Origin of the sequence: Thalassospira povalilytica (genome assembly GCF_002844235.1) — a bacterium.
In the GTDB taxonomy this organism is placed as follows: domain Bacteria; phylum Pseudomonadota; class Alphaproteobacteria; order Rhodospirillales; family Thalassospiraceae; genus Thalassospira; species Thalassospira povalilytica.
This window is the reverse complement of record NZ_PGTS01000009.1, coordinates 35,631-54,154: the sequence shown is the minus strand read 5'-3', so window position 1 is coordinate 54,154 and position 18,524 is coordinate 35,631. Positions and strand designations below refer to the sequence as shown.

Annotated in this window: 20 protein-coding genes; 11 read left to right on the top strand and 9 right to left on the bottom strand. The window is 55.3% G+C overall.

Annotated elements, in window-relative coordinates; all coding sequences use genetic code 11:
• The first annotated feature begins 42 nt into the window (after positions 1–42).
• Positions 43–348: an antibiotic biosynthesis monooxygenase gene (locus CU041_RS19215; RefSeq protein WP_101248102.1), complete on the top strand. Its 306-nt coding sequence runs from the start codon at positions 43–45 to the stop codon at positions 346–348.
• Between the two features lie 116 nt (positions 349–464).
• Here the strand turns inward: CU041_RS19215 and CU041_RS19210 are convergent, their stop codons facing one another.
• A complete protein-coding gene (locus CU041_RS19210) occupies positions 465–1,160 on the bottom strand; it encodes a DsbA family oxidoreductase (protein ID WP_068517206.1) in 696 nt (231 codons plus the stop codon).
• Positions 1,161–1,367: 207 nt separating this feature from the next.
• Positions 1,368–1,628, bottom strand: a complete 261-nt coding sequence (locus tag CU041_RS19205) for a hypothetical protein (protein ID WP_068517205.1) — start codon at positions 1,626–1,628, stop codon at positions 1,368–1,370.
• Between the two features lie 307 nt (positions 1,629–1,935).
• On the opposite strand from CU041_RS19205, the gene cimA reads away from it, so the two are divergent.
• The 3 genes from cimA (at position 1,936) to rpsD (ending at position 5,507) form a co-directional block, all read left to right on the top strand.
• Positions 1,936–3,549, top strand: a complete 1,614-nt coding sequence (gene cimA, locus CU041_RS19200) for a citramalate synthase (protein WP_407702982.1) — start codon at positions 1,936–1,938, stop codon at positions 3,547–3,549.
• 263 nt (positions 3,550–3,812) lie between these two features.
• Positions 3,813–4,595 carry an RNA methyltransferase gene (locus CU041_RS19195; RefSeq protein WP_101248100.1) on the top strand — a complete coding sequence of 261 codons (783 nt, stop codon included), beginning with the start codon at positions 3,813–3,815 and terminating at the stop codon, positions 4,593–4,595.
• A gap of 294 nt (positions 4,596–4,889) precedes the next feature.
• Positions 4,890–5,507, top strand: a complete 618-nt coding sequence (gene rpsD, locus CU041_RS19190) for a 30S ribosomal protein S4 (RefSeq protein ID WP_068517202.1) — start codon at positions 4,890–4,892, stop codon at positions 5,505–5,507.
• A 196-nt stretch (positions 5,508–5,703) separates the two neighbouring features.
• Here rpsD and CU041_RS19185 read toward each other — a convergent pair whose 3' ends face one another.
• Entirely contained in the window at positions 5,704–7,818 is a 2,115-nt protein-coding gene (locus tag CU041_RS19185; protein ID WP_233433181.1) for a mechanosensitive ion channel family protein, read from the bottom strand.
• On the opposite strand from CU041_RS19185, the gene CU041_RS20755 reads away from it, so the two are divergent.
• Complete coding sequence (locus tag CU041_RS20755; RefSeq protein WP_170310307.1) at positions 7,799–8,092, top strand: hypothetical protein; 294 nt, start codon at positions 7,799–7,801, stop codon at positions 8,090–8,092. The two genes, CU041_RS19185 and CU041_RS20755, sit on opposite strands and share 20 nt — an antisense overlap.
• A gap of 18 nt (positions 8,093–8,110) precedes the next feature.
• On the opposite strand, the gene grxD is transcribed toward CU041_RS20755, so the two are convergent.
• The 3 genes from grxD to CU041_RS19170 form a co-directional block, all read right to left on the bottom strand.
• The gene (gene grxD, locus CU041_RS19180) at positions 8,111–8,446 is read right to left on the bottom strand and encodes a Grx4 family monothiol glutaredoxin (RefSeq protein WP_068517200.1); all 336 of its coding nucleotides are present in this window, start codon (positions 8,444–8,446) and stop codon (positions 8,111–8,113) included.
• A gap of 93 nt (positions 8,447–8,539) precedes the next feature.
• The gene (gene rarD / locus CU041_RS19175; RefSeq protein ID WP_101248098.1) at positions 8,540–9,448 is read right to left on the bottom strand and encodes an EamA family transporter RarD; all 909 of its coding nucleotides are present in this window, start codon (positions 9,446–9,448) and stop codon (positions 8,540–8,542) included.
• Positions 9,449–9,618: 170 nt separating this feature from the next.
• Complete coding sequence (locus CU041_RS19170; RefSeq protein ID WP_068517198.1) at positions 9,619–9,852, bottom strand: BolA family protein; 234 nt, start codon at positions 9,850–9,852, stop codon at positions 9,619–9,621.
• 308 nt (positions 9,853–10,160) lie between these two features.
• Between CU041_RS19170 and CU041_RS19165 the strand changes: the two genes are divergently transcribed.
• The gene (locus CU041_RS19165) at positions 10,161–10,655 is read left to right on the top strand and encodes a glyoxalase superfamily protein (protein ID WP_101248097.1); all 495 of its coding nucleotides are present in this window, start codon (positions 10,161–10,163) and stop codon (positions 10,653–10,655) included.
• On the top strand, positions 10,652–11,110 hold the full coding sequence (locus CU041_RS19160; RefSeq protein ID WP_233433180.1) for a GIY-YIG nuclease family protein: 459 nt from the start codon (positions 10,652–10,654) through the stop codon (positions 11,108–11,110). Before CU041_RS19165 ends, CU041_RS19160 begins: the two co-directional genes overlap by 4 nt.
• On the opposite strand, the gene moaA is transcribed toward CU041_RS19160, so the two are convergent.
• The 3 genes from moaA to CU041_RS19145 all read right to left on the bottom strand — a co-directional run bounded on the left by moaA (position 11,107) and on the right by CU041_RS19145 (position 13,542).
• Positions 11,107–12,105 carry a GTP 3',8-cyclase MoaA gene (moaA, locus tag CU041_RS19155; RefSeq protein WP_068517195.1) on the bottom strand — a complete coding sequence of 333 codons (999 nt, stop codon included), beginning with the start codon at positions 12,103–12,105 and terminating at the stop codon, positions 11,107–11,109. The genes CU041_RS19160 and moaA overlap by 4 nt on opposite strands.
• A 233-nt stretch (positions 12,106–12,338) precedes the next feature.
• Positions 12,339–13,154 carry a hypothetical protein gene (locus CU041_RS19150; RefSeq protein ID WP_101248096.1) on the bottom strand — a complete coding sequence of 272 codons (816 nt, stop codon included), beginning with the start codon at positions 13,152–13,154 and terminating at the stop codon, positions 12,339–12,341.
• Positions 13,155–13,356: 202 nt separating this feature from the next.
• Positions 13,357–13,542 carry a DUF3553 domain-containing protein gene (locus tag CU041_RS19145; protein WP_068517193.1) on the bottom strand — a complete coding sequence of 62 codons (186 nt, stop codon included), beginning with the start codon at positions 13,540–13,542 and terminating at the stop codon, positions 13,357–13,359.
• A gap of 556 nt (positions 13,543–14,098) precedes the next feature.
• Here CU041_RS19145 and CU041_RS19140 point away from each other — a divergent pair.
• The 4 genes from CU041_RS19140 (at position 14,099) to CU041_RS19125 (ending at position 18,506) form a co-directional block, all read left to right on the top strand.
• Positions 14,099–14,704 carry a histidine phosphotransferase family protein gene (locus tag CU041_RS19140; protein WP_101248095.1) on the top strand — a complete coding sequence of 202 codons (606 nt, stop codon included), beginning with the start codon at positions 14,099–14,101 and terminating at the stop codon, positions 14,702–14,704.
• A 143-nt stretch (positions 14,705–14,847) separates the two neighbouring features.
• Positions 14,848–17,532 (top strand): hybrid sensor histidine kinase/response regulator, encoded by a 2,685-nt coding sequence (locus tag CU041_RS19135; RefSeq protein ID WP_101248094.1) that lies wholly within the window; start codon positions 14,848–14,850, stop codon positions 17,530–17,532.
• A gap of 15 nt (positions 17,533–17,547) precedes the next feature.
• Complete coding sequence (locus tag CU041_RS19130; protein ID WP_068517189.1) at positions 17,548–18,054, top strand: chemotaxis protein CheW; 507 nt, start codon at positions 17,548–17,550, stop codon at positions 18,052–18,054.
• An 86-nt stretch (positions 18,055–18,140) separates the two neighbouring features.
• A complete protein-coding gene (locus CU041_RS19125) occupies positions 18,141–18,506 on the top strand; it encodes a response regulator (RefSeq protein WP_068517188.1) in 366 nt (121 codons plus the stop codon).
• The last annotated feature ends 18 nt before the right edge of the window (positions 18,507–18,524 follow it).

Here is an 18,524-nt window from a genome sequence, read left to right as displayed (position 1 = left end):
GAATGATTTTATCGAAGTGAATTAAGTTAAAAAGGATACATCATGCTCGTACAAATGGTGCATATCGAAGTCAAACCGGGACATGTCGACGAATTCATCGAAGCGTTCCGGATCAATTACGAAGGCACACGCAAAAACGAGGAAGGCAACCTGCGTTTTGACGTGCTGCGCGACCCGGAAAACGAACATAAATTCATGATTTACGAAGTGTTCCGTTCCGAAGACGATTTCCAGGCCCATCGCCAGACGGATCATTACAAGGAATGCGTGCGCCGCATCGACCCGATCATCACCGGTCCGCGCACCAAAACTTATTTCAATGCGGAAATGGCCGATTATCTGGCCTGAATTTTCGATGGATACTTGCAGGCGGTCTGTCAGCGCCTGTCAAATGACAAAGCCCCGGCAAATGACCGGGGCTTTGTGCATTATATAATGTGTCTGATCTTTGCTGTGCAGATTGATCAGGCTTCGCTTTCGGCTTCTGCGAGGATTTCATCCCCCTGACGGGCGATTTCGGAAAGGGCCTGTTCAAAGACTTCGGGCGGGTGACCGCCGGAAATTGCGAATTTGCCATTGACGACATAGGTCGGGACCGAGCTGATGCCTGCTTCGCCAAACTCGTCTTCTTCGGCGCGGACTTCCTTGGCGAATTCGTCGCTGGCAAGGATTTCTGCCGCACGGTCCGGCGAAAGCCCGACTTCCTCGACCGCGCGTTTGAGAACACCGTGATCAGCCATGTTGTCGCCACCCTGGAAATAGGCGGCAAACAGGTTGAGTTTAAGGGCGGTCTGCTGCCCGTACTCGCCTTCCTTGCCCGCCCAATAGAGCAGGCGGTGGGCGTCAAATGTGTTATAGATGCGGCTGTCCGAGCTGAAATGGATCGGGAAGCCGACATTTTCGCCCATCATGGTGATGCGCGCACGGTTATCCGCACTCTGATCGGCGGTCAGGCCGTATTTTTCCTTGATATGCTCGGCGAGGTCCTGGCCTTCTGGCGGCATGTCGCGGTTCAGTTCGAACGGATGCCAGCGCAGTTTGACGTCGATCTCGCCATCAAGACGGCTGATGGCATCTTCAAGGTTTTTATACCCGATAATGCACCAGGGGCAGACAACGTCCGAAACGATGTCGATCTGCATGGGAATGGCGTTCGTCATTGGTAAGCCTTGCGTTTATTCGTGTGATCCTGCCCATCACATAATGCAACCGCCTTCAAACGCAAGAACTGATCGCAATCGATTGTCAGAAAACGGGCCGGCACAGCATGCCAAATGCCCCGGACCACGCGGGCGCAAACATTACCGGATTGGGCCAAAAAAATCCGGCTGACAGACGCAGGATAAACAGGGTGAAGTAGGAAAAAGTCAGTCCAGATCGTCCGTCGGGCTGCGCCGGGCGTGATCGACCATATATTCGGCAAAGGTTTCCAGGATCGGACAGGACCAGTTCGCGCGGATGCGTTCGCCATCGCGTTCCCATTCCCCGTACCAACGTTCGTCGATATCGCGGAAAATGGTGTAATGGGCGAACCTGTCAGAAGCTGTCCAGCAATTCTTACCCGTACGTTCCCAGGTAAGTCCGGCAAGCATCATTAAATCAACGCTGGTGGTGGCTTCATGTGCCATCGTCGATGTCCCTAGACCGCAACCGGGCGACTTCAATTTATGGAACAGTCCCCGGCCACTTTGCAATGTATAGTAGAGTTAAGCATTGATAGGTGGGGGTTACAATCATTCAAGGGGACAGGTCCGCTATCCTAAAGATGGGTTAGGGAGGGGATAGGGTGTGAAATTGCCCGAAAACCCCATTTTGCGTAATGCTGTTGCGCTGTGGGGTGTTTTGCGGCAATTTGCCAGACCCGTTTGCGGATCAGGGCTGCCGTAACGTAAAGCCCGGATCCCGAAGAGAGATGATCGATCAGTTGGAATGAATATGTCAGACAAGCGCGTCTATCTTTATGACAGTACCTTGCGCGATGGGCAGCAGACCCAGGGCGTGGATTTTTCGGCCGCGGACAAAACCGCGATTGCCAAGGCACTGGACGAATTGTCGATTGACTATATCGAAGGCGGCTGGCCCGGGGCAAACCCGACCGATGATGCATTTTTTGCCAATCCGCCCAAGCTTAAAAATTCCAAACTGACAGCCTTTGGCATGACCCGTCGTGCCGGTCGTTCGGCATCCAATGATCCGGGGCTTGCCAGCCTGGCGCAGAATGCACCGATTGTGTGCATGGTCGGAAAAAGCTGGGATTTTCAGGTGACCGAGGCACTCGGGATCGAGCTTGATGAAAATCTGGCGATGATTTCGGACTCCATTGCCCATCTGAAATCAAAGGTTTCCGAAGTCATGTTCGATGCCGAGCATTTCTTTGACGGCTATAAGGCCAACCGTGATTACGCGATTTCGGCGATCAAATCGGCCTATGATGCCGGGGCGCGCTGGGTGGTGCTGTGTGACACCAATGGCGGCACATTGCCCGACGAGATTTTTGACATTGTGACCGATGTCTGCACGGTCATTCCGGGCGGCAATGTCGGCATTCATTGCCATAACGATACCGAGAATGCGGTTGCGAACTCCTTGGCCGCGGTCCGCGCTGGTGCGCGACAGGTGCAAGGGACGCTTAATGGTCTGGGTGAACGGTGCGGCAATGCCAACCTGATTTCGATCATCCCGACCCTTATGCTCAAGATGGGGTATGATGTTGGTGTTTCGCGCGAACAACTGACCCATCTTCGCCGGATTTCCCATATTCTGGACGAACGCCTGAACCGTGAACCGCTGCGTCAGGCGGCCTATGTCGGTGACAGTGCCTTTGCCCACAAGGGCGGTTTGCATGTCTCGGCGGTGGAAAAGAACCCGGCCTGCTACGAACATGTCGAACCGGAACTGGTCGGCAACCAGCGCCATATCCTGGTCTCGGATCAGGCGGGCCGTTCAAACATTCTGGCTCGTTTCCGCGAGATCGGTGTTGAAGTCGATCCGAAATCCGAAGCAGTCGGCAAACTGGTTGAAACGGTCAAACAGCGTGAATTTGACGGCTATGCCTATGACGGGGCCGAGGCCAGCTTTGAATTGCTGGCGCGCAAGGCCAGGGGCGAACTTGATCGCTATTTCCGCGTGACATCATTCCGCGTGATTGACGAACGGCGCTGGGTCGATGAGCAGGACGAACAGGTCATCACCATGAGTGAGGCCACCGTCAAGGTCGTGGTCGGTGACGAACAATATATGTCGGTCGCCGAAGGGAACGGCCCGGTCAACGCCCTTGATGCGGCGCTTCGCAAGGTTCTGGTGACGGTGCCGGAATATCGCGAAGCGGTCGAGCAGATCGAACTGATCGACTATAAGGTCCGCATCATAACCCGCGGCGATGGTACGCGCGCGGTGACCCGTGTCATGATCGAAAGCCGCGATGCCGATGGCAATAACTGGGCGACAGTCGGCGTTTCGACCAACATTATCGAGGCATCCTATAACGCGCTTCGGGATTCCATTACCTACAAGCTGTTCAAATCCGGCGTGCGTAGCCAGCACGGCTGAGCGGTTTGAAATGGCATGATGCATATGACGGCCGGGGGAATTGCCCCGGCCGTTTTGATTTGGCCGGGCTGGGAAGTTCAGCCTCTGCATCGCAAGGGGCGTGATGCTGGTGAACTGGTGTCAGGCGATGGGTGCAGGGCGACGGGCTTAATAAGACCGGCTTAAGGAGACTGGCGCAAGCGGTTGGCTTTTGCTAAGTAAGCGCCAATATGGATGGGAATATCCGTCACCAACCCGCATATCACGACCGGAGATCTGACCCGATGAGCGACGCCGTAGGGAGTGCCAAACCCGAAACCGGTGGCATTGCCAACCCGCCCGTAATCATTCTGATTGAACCGCAGCTTGGCGATAATATCGGCAAGGCAGCGCGTGCGATGTTGAATTGCGGTCTGGTTGATCTGCGTCTGGTGCGCCCGCGTGATGGCTGGCCCAATGAACGGGCAACGGCCAATGCATCGGGTGCCGATATCGTCATTGATAACACCAAGGTGTTCGAGCGCGAAGAAGATGCGCTTGCCGATCTGAACCGTGTCTATGTGACAACCGCACGCACGCGCGATGCGATCAAACCGGTCTTTACCCCCAAGGGGCTGGCACCGGAAATGCGCAATGTGATTTCGCGCGGTGAAAAAGTTGGCGTGATGTTCGGCCCGGAACGGACCGGCGTTCGTAACGAACATATCGCCATGGGCGATGCGGTGGTGACCGTGCCGCTTAATCCCGGCTTCACGTCGCTTAATCTGGCGCAGGCAGTTCTTCTGATCGGCTATGAATGGTGGCAGGCCGGTGTCGATGTGCCCGATTATCAGATGATGATGAATGACACCTTCCCGGCGACCAAGGATGATATGGAGCGCCTGTTTGTGCATCTGGAGGCCGAGCTTGATGCATCGGGATTCTTCCGGGTCGAGGAAAAGCGTCCGAACATGCAGCGCAATATCCGCAACATTTTCAACCGTGCCAACCTGACCCATCAGGAAGTGCAAACCCTGCGCGGGATGATTGTTGCCATGCGCGGAGGCAAATACAAATCCAAGGATTGATCAGGCCAAAGCCGATATCTTCCAGACGGTTAGCGGGGATAAGTGGCGGTCGGACCGGGCGGTGTGATCGACCCGATCGGACAGATCGCCCAAGATCGCAGAAATGCAGGGCTTCCATGCAGGTCCGGTGCGGCGATTAATGTTTGACTCTTGATCAATCATCTCTATATTGCGCCTCACTTCCGAGAAAGTGGGTCGAAACAGGTGTTTTCGTCCCCGTTCCGCATGCCTGTTGTTCGGGCGGTTGGAAACTATCGGGACAATAAGTGATCTTTAAAAAAAGAGAGTTACAAAATGTCGAAACGTATTGCTGCAAAGCATAAGATTGACCGCCGCCTTGGCGTGAACCTTTGGGGTCGTGCAAAATCGCCGCTGAACAAGCGCGAATACGCACCGGGCATGCATGGCGCAACCCGTCGTAAGAAGCCGACCGACTATGGTACCCAGCTGTTCGCTAAACAGCAGCTCAAAGGCTACTACGGTTCGATCTCCGAAAAACAGTTCCTGCGTTACTTCAAAGAAGCATCGCGTCGTCCGGGCGATACCTCCGAGCATCTGGTTGGTATTCTCGAACAGCGTCTTGACGCAGTTATCTACCGCATGAAATTCGTTCCGACCGTGTTCGCTGCACGTCAGTTCGTTAACCACGGCCACATTCTTGTCAACGGCAAGAAAGTAACCATTCCGTCCTACCTTGTTAAAGAAGGTGACGTTGTCGAAGTGAAATCCGCTTCGCGTGAAATCCCGATGGTTCTCGAAGCTGCCAACCTTGCAGAGCGTGACATTCCGGAATATCTCGACGTTGATGCGAAAGCCTTCAAAGGGACCTTCGTTCGCGTTCCGAAATTCGCAGAAATTCCGTACCCGGTTCAGATGCAGCCGAACCTGGTCATCGAATTCTACTCGCGTTAATCCTTACGGATTTCGCGACGAAACGATACGAAGACGCCCGCTGGAAACAGCGGGCGTTTTTGTTTGTCCGGATCGATGGTAAAATTGCCGCTGACCGACCATAAAACCCCCGATGCGGATCATGCATCGGGGGTTTTGGTATTTTGGGCCGCTTTTCGGGGCCGGCCGGTCTTTTGTTTGTGGCTTTTCTTATGGCCTATGGCTTGTTGAGCTGTTCGGACGCCTGTTGGGCGGCTGCGGCAACGGCTTCGTGTTTCTGTTCGGGGGTGGCATCGGCAGGGACGTCGACCTTGACGTTACGCGATGCCATCTGGATGCCGTTTTCCTTGAACATCGCAAGCACGCTTTGATAGACGGTCTTGCGGATGGTGAATTGTTCGCCGGGTTTGGCGGTGTATTTCAGCCCGATCACCATGTTGAATTCTTCCATCCGGCGCACGCCCTGGGATTTCAGCGGTTCGATGAAGCTGTCACCGATCAGCGGATCATTCAAAAGTTCCGCCGACAGCTTTTTGACCAGTTTCTTGATCTTGTTCACATCGGTATCAAACGGCACCCGGAATTCCAGTTTGACGATCACCCAGTCGCGGCTGTGATTGACGATGGATTTGATTTCACCAAACGGGATGGTCTGAAGCGGGCCGCGATGATGGCGCAGTTGCATGGACCGGATTGAAATGTTTTCAACGCGCCCGCGCAGGTTATCGACTTCGATATATTCGCCAAGCCGGAAGGCATCATCAAGCAGGAAGAAAACCCCGGCCACCACATCGCGCACCAGTGCCTGACTGCCAAAGCCAAGGGCAAGGCCAACCACACCGGCACCGGCAATCAGCGGCCCGATATCAACGCCAAGCGATGACAAGGTTACCATCGCCACCATGATGACAATCACGGTCAGGGCAAAGTTTTTTAGCAGCGGCAACAGGGTCTCAACCCGCGAAAGCCCCGATCCGCCGCCTTCATCCCCGCCATGCCCGGCGTTTGACGCGCTCATGCGTTCGTCAAGGAATGCCTTGATCAATGACCAGATCAGATCGGCAATCAGCAGGATCATGATGATTTCGGTCGACGCATCAATGATGCGGGCAACAATGCCGGCATCCTCGGCCATGGCCAGCCGGTCAAGTCCCCAGATCCGCCACATGCTGGCCAGAACAAATACAAGCGCAAGCAACCTTACCCCGCGTTTGAGAACCTTGGTAAAGACAGGAAGTTTGGGGGATATCGGTTCGAATTCGGCATCGTTTTCAAGGGCCGCGGCCTGTGCGATGGCGTTTTGGGCGTCTGCTTCCTGTTGGGCTGTTTTGACCTTGATGCGGTGCTGGCCTTCGATGATGTTGCGAAATACCACATCAAACACACAGGCAAGCCCGATCGCGATCAGCGCCTTGAGAATGCGTTCCGCACCAATGATCGCAGCCCCGCCCATCAGGATGATCCAGGCCGAAACAATCACCGGCCAAAGCCGCGCAATCGAAGTCGGAAGGGCGATCTTTTCGATCCCGTCGCCGGACTGATGGCGGGCAAAGAACCGGCCCAGCCACCAGGTGGCAACACAAAACGAAATCACCGAAATCACCACGGCATGGTCAAACAGGATGATATCGCCTTGAACCATGGTGGGGGCGGCACTGAAAACCCCGGCAATGCCAAATGAAAACAGCGAAATCCCCGCCGCCCAGGCCAGACTTCCGGTCAGGGCGCTTGCGGTTTGCGGATCGACATTGATCATGCGCAGGCCGTCGGCCTTTGGCGCGAACAGGAATTGCAGGACAATCATGATGATGCGCAGCAGGAAGAATGCTGTCAGCAACGACAGGATTGCGGCCTTCATGATCGGCGGCCAATCAAATATCAGGAACGTGCCCACCGACCCAATGGCAAAGACACCAAGTGACAGCAGCGACAAAACACAAAGGGCCGCCATCTGTTTGAGTCGGTCGGAAAACTTTTGCGGGGATTGACGTTCAAGATAGGCACATATCGATGCCGAAAAACGGCGATATATCACTTCGGCAACAATGCCCACACCAACAAATATCGCGGTAAACAGGGCAATCCACATCAATCCGGTCTTGCCGACATCCGATGATATCAGATCAAGGGTGGCGGCAACTTCATGCGGAAAGGCTTCAAGCCCGCGCAGGGTCGCGTCGATATGGGCCTGGGTGCGGTTAATGCCTTCGTCAAGGAAGGCATAATAGCTAAACGTTTCGGCAGCTACGGTGTCGGGTGCGCCATTGGTTGTAGCATCTGAAGCCGGGGCTTGGGCATCGTCCGATCCGCTGATGGCAGCAATTGCAGCCATTTGTGCCTGTGCGGGGGCCGGTGGATTGGCAAGCCATGCCAAGCCGGACATTAGCAAAAGACATGCTATTGATTTGATTGCTGCTTTCATCCCCGGTCACTTCCCCTGTTGCGCGAAGAATAGCATCCCTCAAGGATGGGGGAGAGCGCGCCAGGCATCAAGAAATAGTTTTAAGAGGGTGCCTGTAATGAACGCAAAAGATGTGCCCGGGATGGGGCTGGATGGATCACAGGCACAAAAAAACGCGCTGGCGATCATCGCGCAGCGCGTTTGATGTCGGGCTGGTCGCGCCTTAGGCAGCGACGGCAACGCCCTTGTCTTTAAGATGCTGGGCCAGTTCGCCCGATGCAAACATCTCACGGACGATGTCACAGCCACCAAGGAACTCGCCCTTGACGTAAAGCTGCGGAATGGTCGGCCAGTTGGAGAAGTCCTTGATGCCCTGACGGATTGCCGGGTCGACCAGAACGTTCACGTCCTTGAACTGAACACCGAGTTCAGCCATGACCTGAACCACAGCAGCAGAGAAACCGCACTGCGGGAACATTGCAGTTCCCTTCATGAACAGAACGATATCGTTATCGTCAATGTCCTTCTGGATGCGATCGAAAACCGGATTGTCGGTCATAATGATTGTCCTTGGCTTGGGCGGCGATCTCTCGGCCGCGAAAAACGGGTTAAACTTTTATGGCCGAAGATATGGCTGGAACCTGTGGTTCTGTCAACTGTTGCGGCGGTTTTTGCGCACAGTGCGCAGGTTATCCCACGTGAAAATGCCAAGTCCGAACCACACCAGCCCATAGGTCACCATATGCGCGCTGGTAAAGGTTTCGCCAAATACCAGAACCGCGACAATGAATTGCAGGGTCGGGTTAAGATACTGCATCAGACCAAGGACGGAAAACTTCATATTGCGCGCGGCATAGGCAAACAGAACCAGCGGAATGGTGGTGCAGACCCCAAGTCCGATAAACAACAGATCGTTGGTCATGCCGGTATGGCCAAATGCCATTTCACCCTGTGCGGCAAGCCAGAACATGTAACCAAGGGCAATCGGTGTGATCAGCACGCATTCAACGAAAAGCCCGGCAATCGGATCGGCCGGAACAAATTTGCGGATAACGCCATAAAACCCGAACAGCGACGACAGGCTAAGCGCGATCCAGGGCAGATGCCCATAGGAAACCAGAAGGTTCAAAACCCCGAGTGCGCAAATACCCACAGACAGGATCTGAACGCGGTTAAGCTTTTCGGCAAAGAAAATGCGCGCCAGGATCAGCATGATCAGCGGCATGATGTAATAGCCAAGGCTTGCTTCAAGCGCATTGCCGGTATTGACCGCCCAGATGTAAATCACCCAGTTGCCCGCCACCAGAAGGCTGCTCAGAAACAGAAGGCCAATCGTCTTGGCCGATGAAATCAGCACCCAGAGTTGCTTGCGCCGGCCAAGGGCAAAGATCATTGCAAATGTCAAAACCGCCGACCAGATGATCCGGTGCGACAGGATTTCAAGCGGCACCGCAAAGGATACCATTTTGAAATACAGCCCGAAAATGCCCCAGATGGTAAAGGCACCAAGTCCGGCGAGCGGTCCGGCACCGATCAGGGCCGGCTTATCTTGTGATGACATTTGATGAGCCGTGGTCAGTTAATGGGGCTGGTCATGCCGGATGTCGTCGGGTGGCGGCAAATCCGGTCTTGACGGGATCGGGCGCCGATGGTTGGTCGGCGCCCGAAAAAATCATCATCGCGCATCAAATGGGTGGCTTGCGCGTCTGGTAATCAGGGCAATCGGGGGACTTATTCCGGCGCCGAGGTCTGAAGGGCAAGGGCATGAAGATCACCGCCCATTTTGCCTTTCAGCGCGGAATAGACCATCTGGTGCTGAACCACGCGGGTTTTGCCGCGGAACTGTTCGGACACCACAATTGCAGCATAGTGATCGCCATCACCGCGCAGATCTTCGATCCGGACTTCAGCATCAGGAAGAGCTTCCTTGATCATGCTTTCGATTTCATAGGCTTCCATGGCCATGGCGTTTATTCCTTATAATGGACCGGTGCCCGGACGGGCCCGGTAAAACCTGTTTTCTCTGGTATATGTTGTTGTCCCGGGGGCTGTCAATTTCTGCGCAACAGCACTACCCAAACATCTCGCAAAGTTGCGCGCAGGCTTGTCTTGCGCCCGATATTGGGGTAATTAGCCAGCCTTGGGTTGCCCACACCTGCCGTCCGCAAGGTTGATCCTTTGGTAAAGTGGTGCTTTGAAATCTTTCGGACCCGTTTCCCGATCAGGGTACGGCCCGGCAATGCGGACACCCGGCCTCCTGTGTGGAGACGAAAATGACTTCAAACAGTCTGAATATCGGTCGTGCGGATATCGAAACCGACCCGACCGAAAGCTTCAAGGCACAGGCAAAACGCCTGCGCAAGGCCCTGGCTGCGCGTGATGTTGCGATATCACATGCCGGGTCGCTTGAACTTCTCGCCCAAAGCCACGGTTTTCGCGACTGGAATACCGCCGTTGCCATGGCGCGTCGCAATATCCCGACCAATGTTTCCGATCTTGGGATCGGCAAACGCTTTGCCGGATCATACCTTGGTCATGCGGTGACCGGCATGATCCGTTCTGTGACCGCGACCCCGACACCGGGCGTGTTCCGGGTCGAGGTGCATCTTGATGAACCGGTTGATGTGGTGGAATCCAAACGCTTTACCGGCTTTCGCCAGCGCATCGCGGCCCGGATCAACGAACATTGCGAACCGGTCCTGACCAACGGTATGGCCGGACCGGGGCTTTCGATTGATCTGCTTTTGCGTGATCAAGACGGCCAGTGACCCGGTTTATCGAAACGATAAATGAAGAAACGCTCCGGCAGCTTCCAAAAGTTGCCGGGGCGTATGTTCTGGTGATCGAGCTTGTCGCGGACCTGACCCTTCAAAACAAACGCTTTGCCGGAACCATTTTGCCCAAAGGGACTTATCTTTATTGCGGTTCTGCCAACGGCCCCGGCGGTATTGCGGCCCGCGTCAAACGCCACTGCAAGACGACCAAGAAACCCCACTGGCATGTCGATGAATTGACCTCAAACGGGGCCGGGCGCGTTGTTTCTGTTCTGGTGGTGCCGGGTGGGAATGAGTGCGAGCTTCGCGCGCGTTTGCAAGGGCCTGATGGCTGTATTCCTGCGCCCGGATTTGGGAGCAGTGATTGCTCAAGCTGTCAGTCGCACCTGATTGGGTGGTCTGCCCGTGATCTAACCGACATTATGATCATACTAGCTGGCGGTGTTTAACCACCCGTCATACTCATATGACGACCAACGGCCGGTTTCTGGCCTTTGCGGTCGATGACGAAGTCATGGCCCTTGGGTTTGAGGTCCATGGCGGCATCAAGCATCTGATCAAGCGAACGCGGATCGCCGGTGCGGAGCGCTGCGCGCAGGTCAACATGGTCTTCCTGGCCCAGGCACATGTAAAGCGTGCCGGTGCAGGTCACGCGCACGCGGTTGCAGCCTTCGCAGAAATTATGGGTAAGCGGCGTGATGAAGCCCAGACGTCCGCCGGTTTCGGCCACCGTGGTATAGCGGGCCGGGCCGGGGGTGACGTGGTCGGACGGGATCAGGGTGAATTCCTGTTCCAGGCGTTCACGCACCACAGTCAGTGGCAAGTATTGGTCGGTGCGATCACCGTCGATATCCCCCAGCGGCATGGTTTCGATCAGGCAAAGATCAAAGCCTTCCTTGCCGCACCATGACACCAGACGCGACATTTCATCTTCGTTGAAGTTGCGAAGGGCAACCGTATTGATCTTGATGCTGATGCCGGCGGCCTTTGCGGCCTCCAGCCCGGCCAGAACCTGTTCAAGGCGGCCGCGGCGGGTGATTTCGGTGAATTTCCGGGAATCGAGACTGTCGAGCGAGATATTGAGGCGTTTGACGCCAAGCCGCGCCAGATCATCGGCATAGGTGGCAAGCTGACTGCCATTGGTGGTCATGGTCAGTTCATCAAGCGCGCCGGTTTTAAGATGCCGCGACAGATCGGAAATCAAGTCCATGATGCCACGGCGCACCAGCGGCTCACCCCCGGTCAGGCGCAATTTGCGCACACCGCGATTGATGAAGGCCGTGCAGAGCTGATCAAGTTCTTCAAGGCTGAGAACTTCGGCCTTTGGCAGGAAGGTCATGTTTTCCGCCATGCAATAGGTGCAGCGGAAATCGCAGCGATCGGTTACCGAAACGCGCAGATAGGAGACATGCCGGCCATATTTGTCGATCAGTGGTTTGGTCATGGCGTTGATTTGAAACAGTGTCGTGGTTGTCGCGGGGCGTTGTTTCTTGCAAGGTGACTGTGGCACAGCAGACCGGGTTTTGACCAGCCTGTTTAGATCGCGGCACATCACCTTTCCGTCAGATGAAAACAAAAAGCCGCAGGTGATACCCGAAGACATCGACCATGCGGCTTTGACTATTGCTGTTTACCGGGTAACCGTCGGGTAAATGCTTGGCGGTTGGTGTGCGCCGGTCAGCTGTTGGCGTGGGCGTCGACGTCGGCGTCGATTGACTTCATGACTTCGCGCAGGGTTGCGACATCTTCACTGCCCATTTTGGCGACCAGTTCGGCCGAATGTTGCGGAACGGTCAGGATTTCGCGCACGTCACTGAACAAGGCATCAAGCAGGCGCACACAATGGGCCTCGGTAAAGGACCAGTGTACTTCACCCGATGGCAGATTGTCATTGACCAGTTGCAGCAGCCATTTTTTGCGGCGTTCATATTCACGGAAATGCAGCGCCATGCGCGCAAATACCAGATTGATGCGCAGCTTGACCGCCGGTTCCTTGGCCAGATGGTCCCAATATTCGGCGGGGTTGCGCAGCTCGTCCTCATCTTCGGCATGGGCTTCGATGATTTCGTGAATTTCGCGGTCGATTTCCTGAAGCATGTCCATGCCGACCATCATGCGGATGACCTTGAAGAACGGTTGCAGTATTTCACGCGACAGTGCGCCGTCTTCGATGCTGCCTGCGGCATTGCCTTCCAGAAGGTGGTCAAAGCGCGATACCAGCAAACGCCCGAACGGATCGTGGCGGACGGCGGCATGTTCGCGGGCCTTGATGGCTTCGAGATCGCTTTCAAGCACGGCCCAGGCCGCGTCAAACAGGTCTTCCTTTTCGCGGATGCCGTCGATGGCCTTGATGATCTGTTCTTCGGAAATCGAACCACCGTGGTTGCGCGCGTAATGGATCAGCCCCTGGGTAAATTGTTCCAGTACCGTAAAGGCGGCGACATGGTGGCGCTGCTTGAAGGTGTCTTGGGGTGGTTTGTTGGCTGCAATCATGAAGTGTCCAGACCTTGATTATGACGGTTGTGCATGATCAGGCAGATCCATCGGCGGGGATGGAATCCATGCGGCCCTGATTCTGCATACGCCGAATTTATTAATAAATTGATGTCAGCAAATCGTGTGCCAAGGACAACCAGACATGGGCCAAACCGGTCTGTGATCCGCCTGATCGGGCGCGACCGGGGGAAACGGCCCCTTATTCGTAGCCGACCGCGGCCTCGACAATCTCAAGCACGACATGGCGGGGCCGGATGATCTGGCGACCGGCTTCTTCGAAATTGACGGCGATTCTGTCACCATCGACAGCCTGAATGCGGCCAAGACCCCAATCGGGCTGGTTGGGGTGGCGAACGATGGTGCCCGGTGTCAGCAAGAAATCCATGGGGTGCTCTGTGTTCAGTGTATCTTGTTTACATATAGGTCAAACGCCGCCGATCCACAATTTCACAGATTGCAAAACCCGATCCGGTCGGTGTTCCGGCCGTTGGTCGGCAAAAATTGCCGGGTCGGATGGCGGTCTGTCACCAGACATCCGGACGGGCCGGTGCGGGTGTTTTCAGTGGTCGGGATCAATCGCCAGAATGCGACCGGCATTTTTCAAATACCATCGTCATCAAGGCGTCGGTTCGATCAGAAGTCAAACCGGTTTTACCGGATGGGGGATTGGTCGCGATCGGTGCGGGCTTCTTTGCCATGTCGATGGCCGGAATGGCAAAATCGCGATGGGTCGGGTCTAAATTTCGTTCTGGCTAAATAAGCTCTTAACATATCACGGTCAATCTTGGGCATCAGAGACCCGCTTTGAGGGCGCGATATTTCGTCGTCCCGTCACGGAACGCCACCGGTGATGAAATCGGGCGGGGGACAGAGACCGGGCATCATGTTTGGGGATGTGATGCTTTGAAGAATAAATAGAAATACCTTGGAGAACCCGCGTAATGGTTCAGGACATCGCCCTTGAAATGACGCTGATCGAGTTGATCAGTTCGCGCATTTGTCATGATCTTGTCGGTCCGGTCGGGGCCGTCAATGCCGGGGCGGAACTGATGGGCGAAGACGGTGTTGCCGATGACGAGGCGCTTGCGCTGATGCGCAAAAGCGGCCTTGAGGCGGCCCGCCGTCTGCAACTTTTCCGGCTGGCCTTTGGCCGGGCGGGCAACAGCGTGGACACCAAGTCCATGCGCGATGCTGCGCGCCAGACCTATGAAGCCGAAGGCAAGGTCAGCCTGGACTGGCCGGATCTTCCGATTGATCCAGCTCATGGACGAGTCGTATTGAATATGGTGATGCTCGCCCGCGAGGCTCTGCCATTTGGGGGGACGATCACTGTTTCGCACGAATCCGGTCGCACGACCGTTCTGGCAGAAGGCAAACGTGCCGCATTCCGTCCGGAAGTTATGGAGGTGTTGGAAAAAGACGTGTCGGCAGATGCACTTGATCCACGCACAGTGCACGGATTCTTCGTGAGAAATCTGGCCAATCGGACGGGCGGGGCGCTTTCGGTCTTGCAACAGGATGCAAATATTGCATTGATCTATGGATAAAAAATTGACCTGTGGGTCTGGTAATAACGTGTGGTAGCTTCTACGTAAGTAACCGATGTAACATACGTTTCTCGCCATGCGCGTGTTAAATGGGAGTTCCGGTTCCGGTAAATCTAGCTTTGCCGGAGATTTGGAGGGGGTATATGGACGATCTATTAAGTGAATTTCTGACCGAGACTTCGGAAAGTCTCTCGACGCTTGACGTTGAGCTGGTGAAGCTCGAGCAGAACCCGAATGATCCGGACATTCTGTCTAACATCTTCCGTTTGGTGCATACCATCAAAGGGACGTGTGGATTCCTTGGCCTGCCGCGCCTCGAAGCGGTCGCGCATGCCGGCGAAAACGTTCTGGGCAAGATCCGCGACGGTGAACTGGTGGTCACACCGGAAGCCGTGACGCTGGTGCTTGAATCCATCGACACCATCAAATATCTGCTGGGCGAGCTTGAGCAGAACGAGGCAGAGCCGGATGGCAATGACGCCGAGTTGATTGCACGTCTCAATCATTTTGCCGATACCGGCACGATGATGGGCGGCGCTGCACCCGCAGCCGCACCGATCGAAGAACCGCCGATCGAAGAAGTTTCAGAAGGCGGCGCTGTTGATAGCGACGCGCTTCAGGCGGCATTCGATGCCGCAGAAGTTGATCCCGAATTTGCCACTTCCTCCGAACCGGAAACCCCGGCACCAGCCGCAGCACCGCCTGCTGCTGCAAAATCCAAGGAAGTCGCACCGGCCAAGAAACCGGCCGAGCAAAAGGCAGAAGCCCCGCGCGGCGAAGCCAAGGAAAGCTCGGTTGCAGCCCAGACCATTCGCGTGAATGTCGAGCTGCTTGAAAACCTGATGACGCTGGTTTCCGAGCTGGTCCTGACCCGTAACCAGCTGTTGCAGATGGTTCGCGGCAAGGATGACAGTGAATTTACCGTTCCGTTGCAGCGCCTGTCGCACATTACGACCGACCTTCAGGAAGGCGTGATGAAGACCCGTATGCAGCCGATCGGCAACGCTTGGGCAAAACTGCCGCGTATTGTTCGCGACCTTGCCCTTGAAATGAACAAGAAGATCGATCTTCAGATGATCGGTGCCGACACCGAACTGGATCGCCAGGTTCTTGAACTGATCAAGGATCCGCTGACCCACATGGTGCGTAACTCTGCCGACCATGGTCTGGAAGATATCCCGGGCCGTCGTGACGCCGGCAAGCCTGAAACCGGTACGGTTACCCTTAATGCGTATCACGAAGGCGGTCACATCATCATCGAGATTTCCGATGACGGTCGCGGTCTGAACCTTGAACGCATCAAGGCCAAGGCAATTGCCAACGGCCTGACCACCGAAAGCGAACTGGAAGGGATGGCTGATCAGCAGATCCAGCAGTTCATTTTCAAGGCTGGTTTCTCGACAGCGGAAAAAGTCACCTCGGTCTCCGGTCGTGGTGTGGGTATGGACGTTGTGCGTACCAACATCGAAAAGATCGGTGGTACGGTTGAACTGAAATCGGTCGAAGGCCGTGGTTCGACCTTTATCATCAAGATCCCGCTGACCCTGGCCATCGTGTCGGCCCTGATTGTCGAAAGTGGCGGCGAACGCTTTGCCATTCCGCAGATCAGCGTTCTGGAACTTGTTCGTGCATCGAACAATTCCGAACATTCGATCGAACGCATTCACGACACCCCGGTCCTGCGGTTGCGTAACCGTCTGTTGCCGCTGGTGACGCTTAAGAAAATCCTCGGTCTCGATACCAAGGAGGCCACCGACGAGGGTGTCGATGAAGAAGCATTCATCGTTGTGGCCCAGGTCGGGACCTATTCGTTCGGTATCATCGTTGACCGCGTCTTCGACACCGAGGAAATCGTTGTCAAACCGGTTGCACCGATCCTGCGTGATCTGTCGCTGTTCTCGGGGAATACGATCCTGGGTGACGGTAGCGTGATCATGATCCTTGATCCGAACGGCATCGCGACCCGTACAGGTGAAATCACCGTTGGTGGTTCGCAAGGTGTTGAAGGCAAGGCCAAAACCGACGCGTCCGATCGTGAAACCACCTCGATGCTGGTGTTCCGTGCCGGTGGCAGCGAAGTCCGTGCGGTTCCGCTGGCCCTTGTTGCCCGTCTTGAAGAAATCGATGTCGAGAATATCGAACATTCCAACGGACGTCCGCTGGTTCAGTATCGTGGCAAACTGATGCCGCTGGTCTTTATTGACGGCAGCTATCAGATGAAGGCCGAAGGCCGCCAGCCGACCCTGGTCTTCCAGGATCGCGAACGGACCATGGGCCTTGTGGTTGACGAGATCGTCGACATTGTCGATGACGTGCTTAATGTTGAATTGACCGCAGATCAGGACGGGCTGGTTGGCTCGGCCGTGATCGACGGCAAGGCGACCGACCTGATTGATGCCGGTTACTATCTTGAACTGGCCTTCAGTGACTGGTTCGGGACCGAAGACAATGGCGGCGAGAAGAAGCGTGTTCTTCTGATCGATGACAGCCCGTTCTTCCGCAACCTGCTGACACCGATGCTGTCGGTTGCAGGTTTCCGGGTAACGGCAGTCGAAACCGCCGAACAGGCGATGGAACTCAAGAACCGTGGCCAGTTGTTTGATGCGATCATCAGCGATATCGAAATGCCGGGCATGAACGGCTTTGAATTCGCCGAGGCGCTTCAGAATGACGAGCTGTGGGGCGAAGTTCCGATCATTGCCCTGTCTTCGCACACCAGCGAAGAAGACTTCGAACGCGGCCGTCAGGTAGGTTTCAGCGACTATGTCGCGAAGTTTGATCGTGATGCCCTTGTCTCGACCTTGGTCCAGACCTTGAGCAACGTTTAATCGGGAGAAAGTCCAATGAGCGATAGTAACGCACTAGTCCCGAGCCACGATAGAGGCGGCGCACTGGATCTTGGCGGTGATAGCCAGGATTTCGTCACCGCGAATATCGGCAAACAGCTTTTCGGTATTCCGGTTCTGACGGTTCAGGACGTTCTTGGTCCGCAGCGTATCACCCGTATTCCGCTGTCTCCGCCCGAAGTCGCAGGGTCGCTTAACCTGCGCGGGCGTATCGTGACGGCGATTGATGTTCGCAAACGTCTTGGTTTGCGCGACAAGGATGACGATGATCCGGGTATGAGCATCGTCGTCGATCAGGGTGGTGAACTTTACAGCCTGATGGTTGATCAGGTGGGCGAAGTTCTTAGCGTTCCCAAGAAGGCGTTCGAGCAGAATCCGGCAACGCTTGATCCGCGTTGGCGTGAATTTTCGGACGGTATTTTCCGTCTGGATAAAAAACTTCTGGTTATTCTGGACGTTACGCGTCTGCTTGATTTTACCTCATCGATCAAGCAGGCTGGGTAACCGATATCTTGATATGTCGGGCGCGCAATGCGCCCGGTATTCTGCCGTTAGTGGCTTAACGACCTAAAGAAACGAGAAGGAAGTCGATGAAGAGTTGTCTCGTCGTCGATGATTCGAAAGTCATCCGAATGGTGGCGCGCCGTATCCTCGAAGAAATCGGGTTTGCGGTCGTAGAGGCGGTGGATGGACAGGAGGCATTGGACAAATGTCTCGAATCCATGCCTGATGCAGTTCTGCTTGATTGGAACATGCCGGTCAAAAGCGGGATCGATTTCCTGCGTGACCTGCGCGCAACTCCGGGAGGAGATGAGCCAGTCGTCGTCTTCTGTACAACGGAAAACGATCTGGAACATATCCAGGAAGCAATCACAGCTGGTGCGAACGAATACATTATGAAACCGTTCGACAGCGAGATCATTCAGGCGAAGTTCGAACAGGTCGGCCTGATCTAGTCCGGGTGGCACAGATTC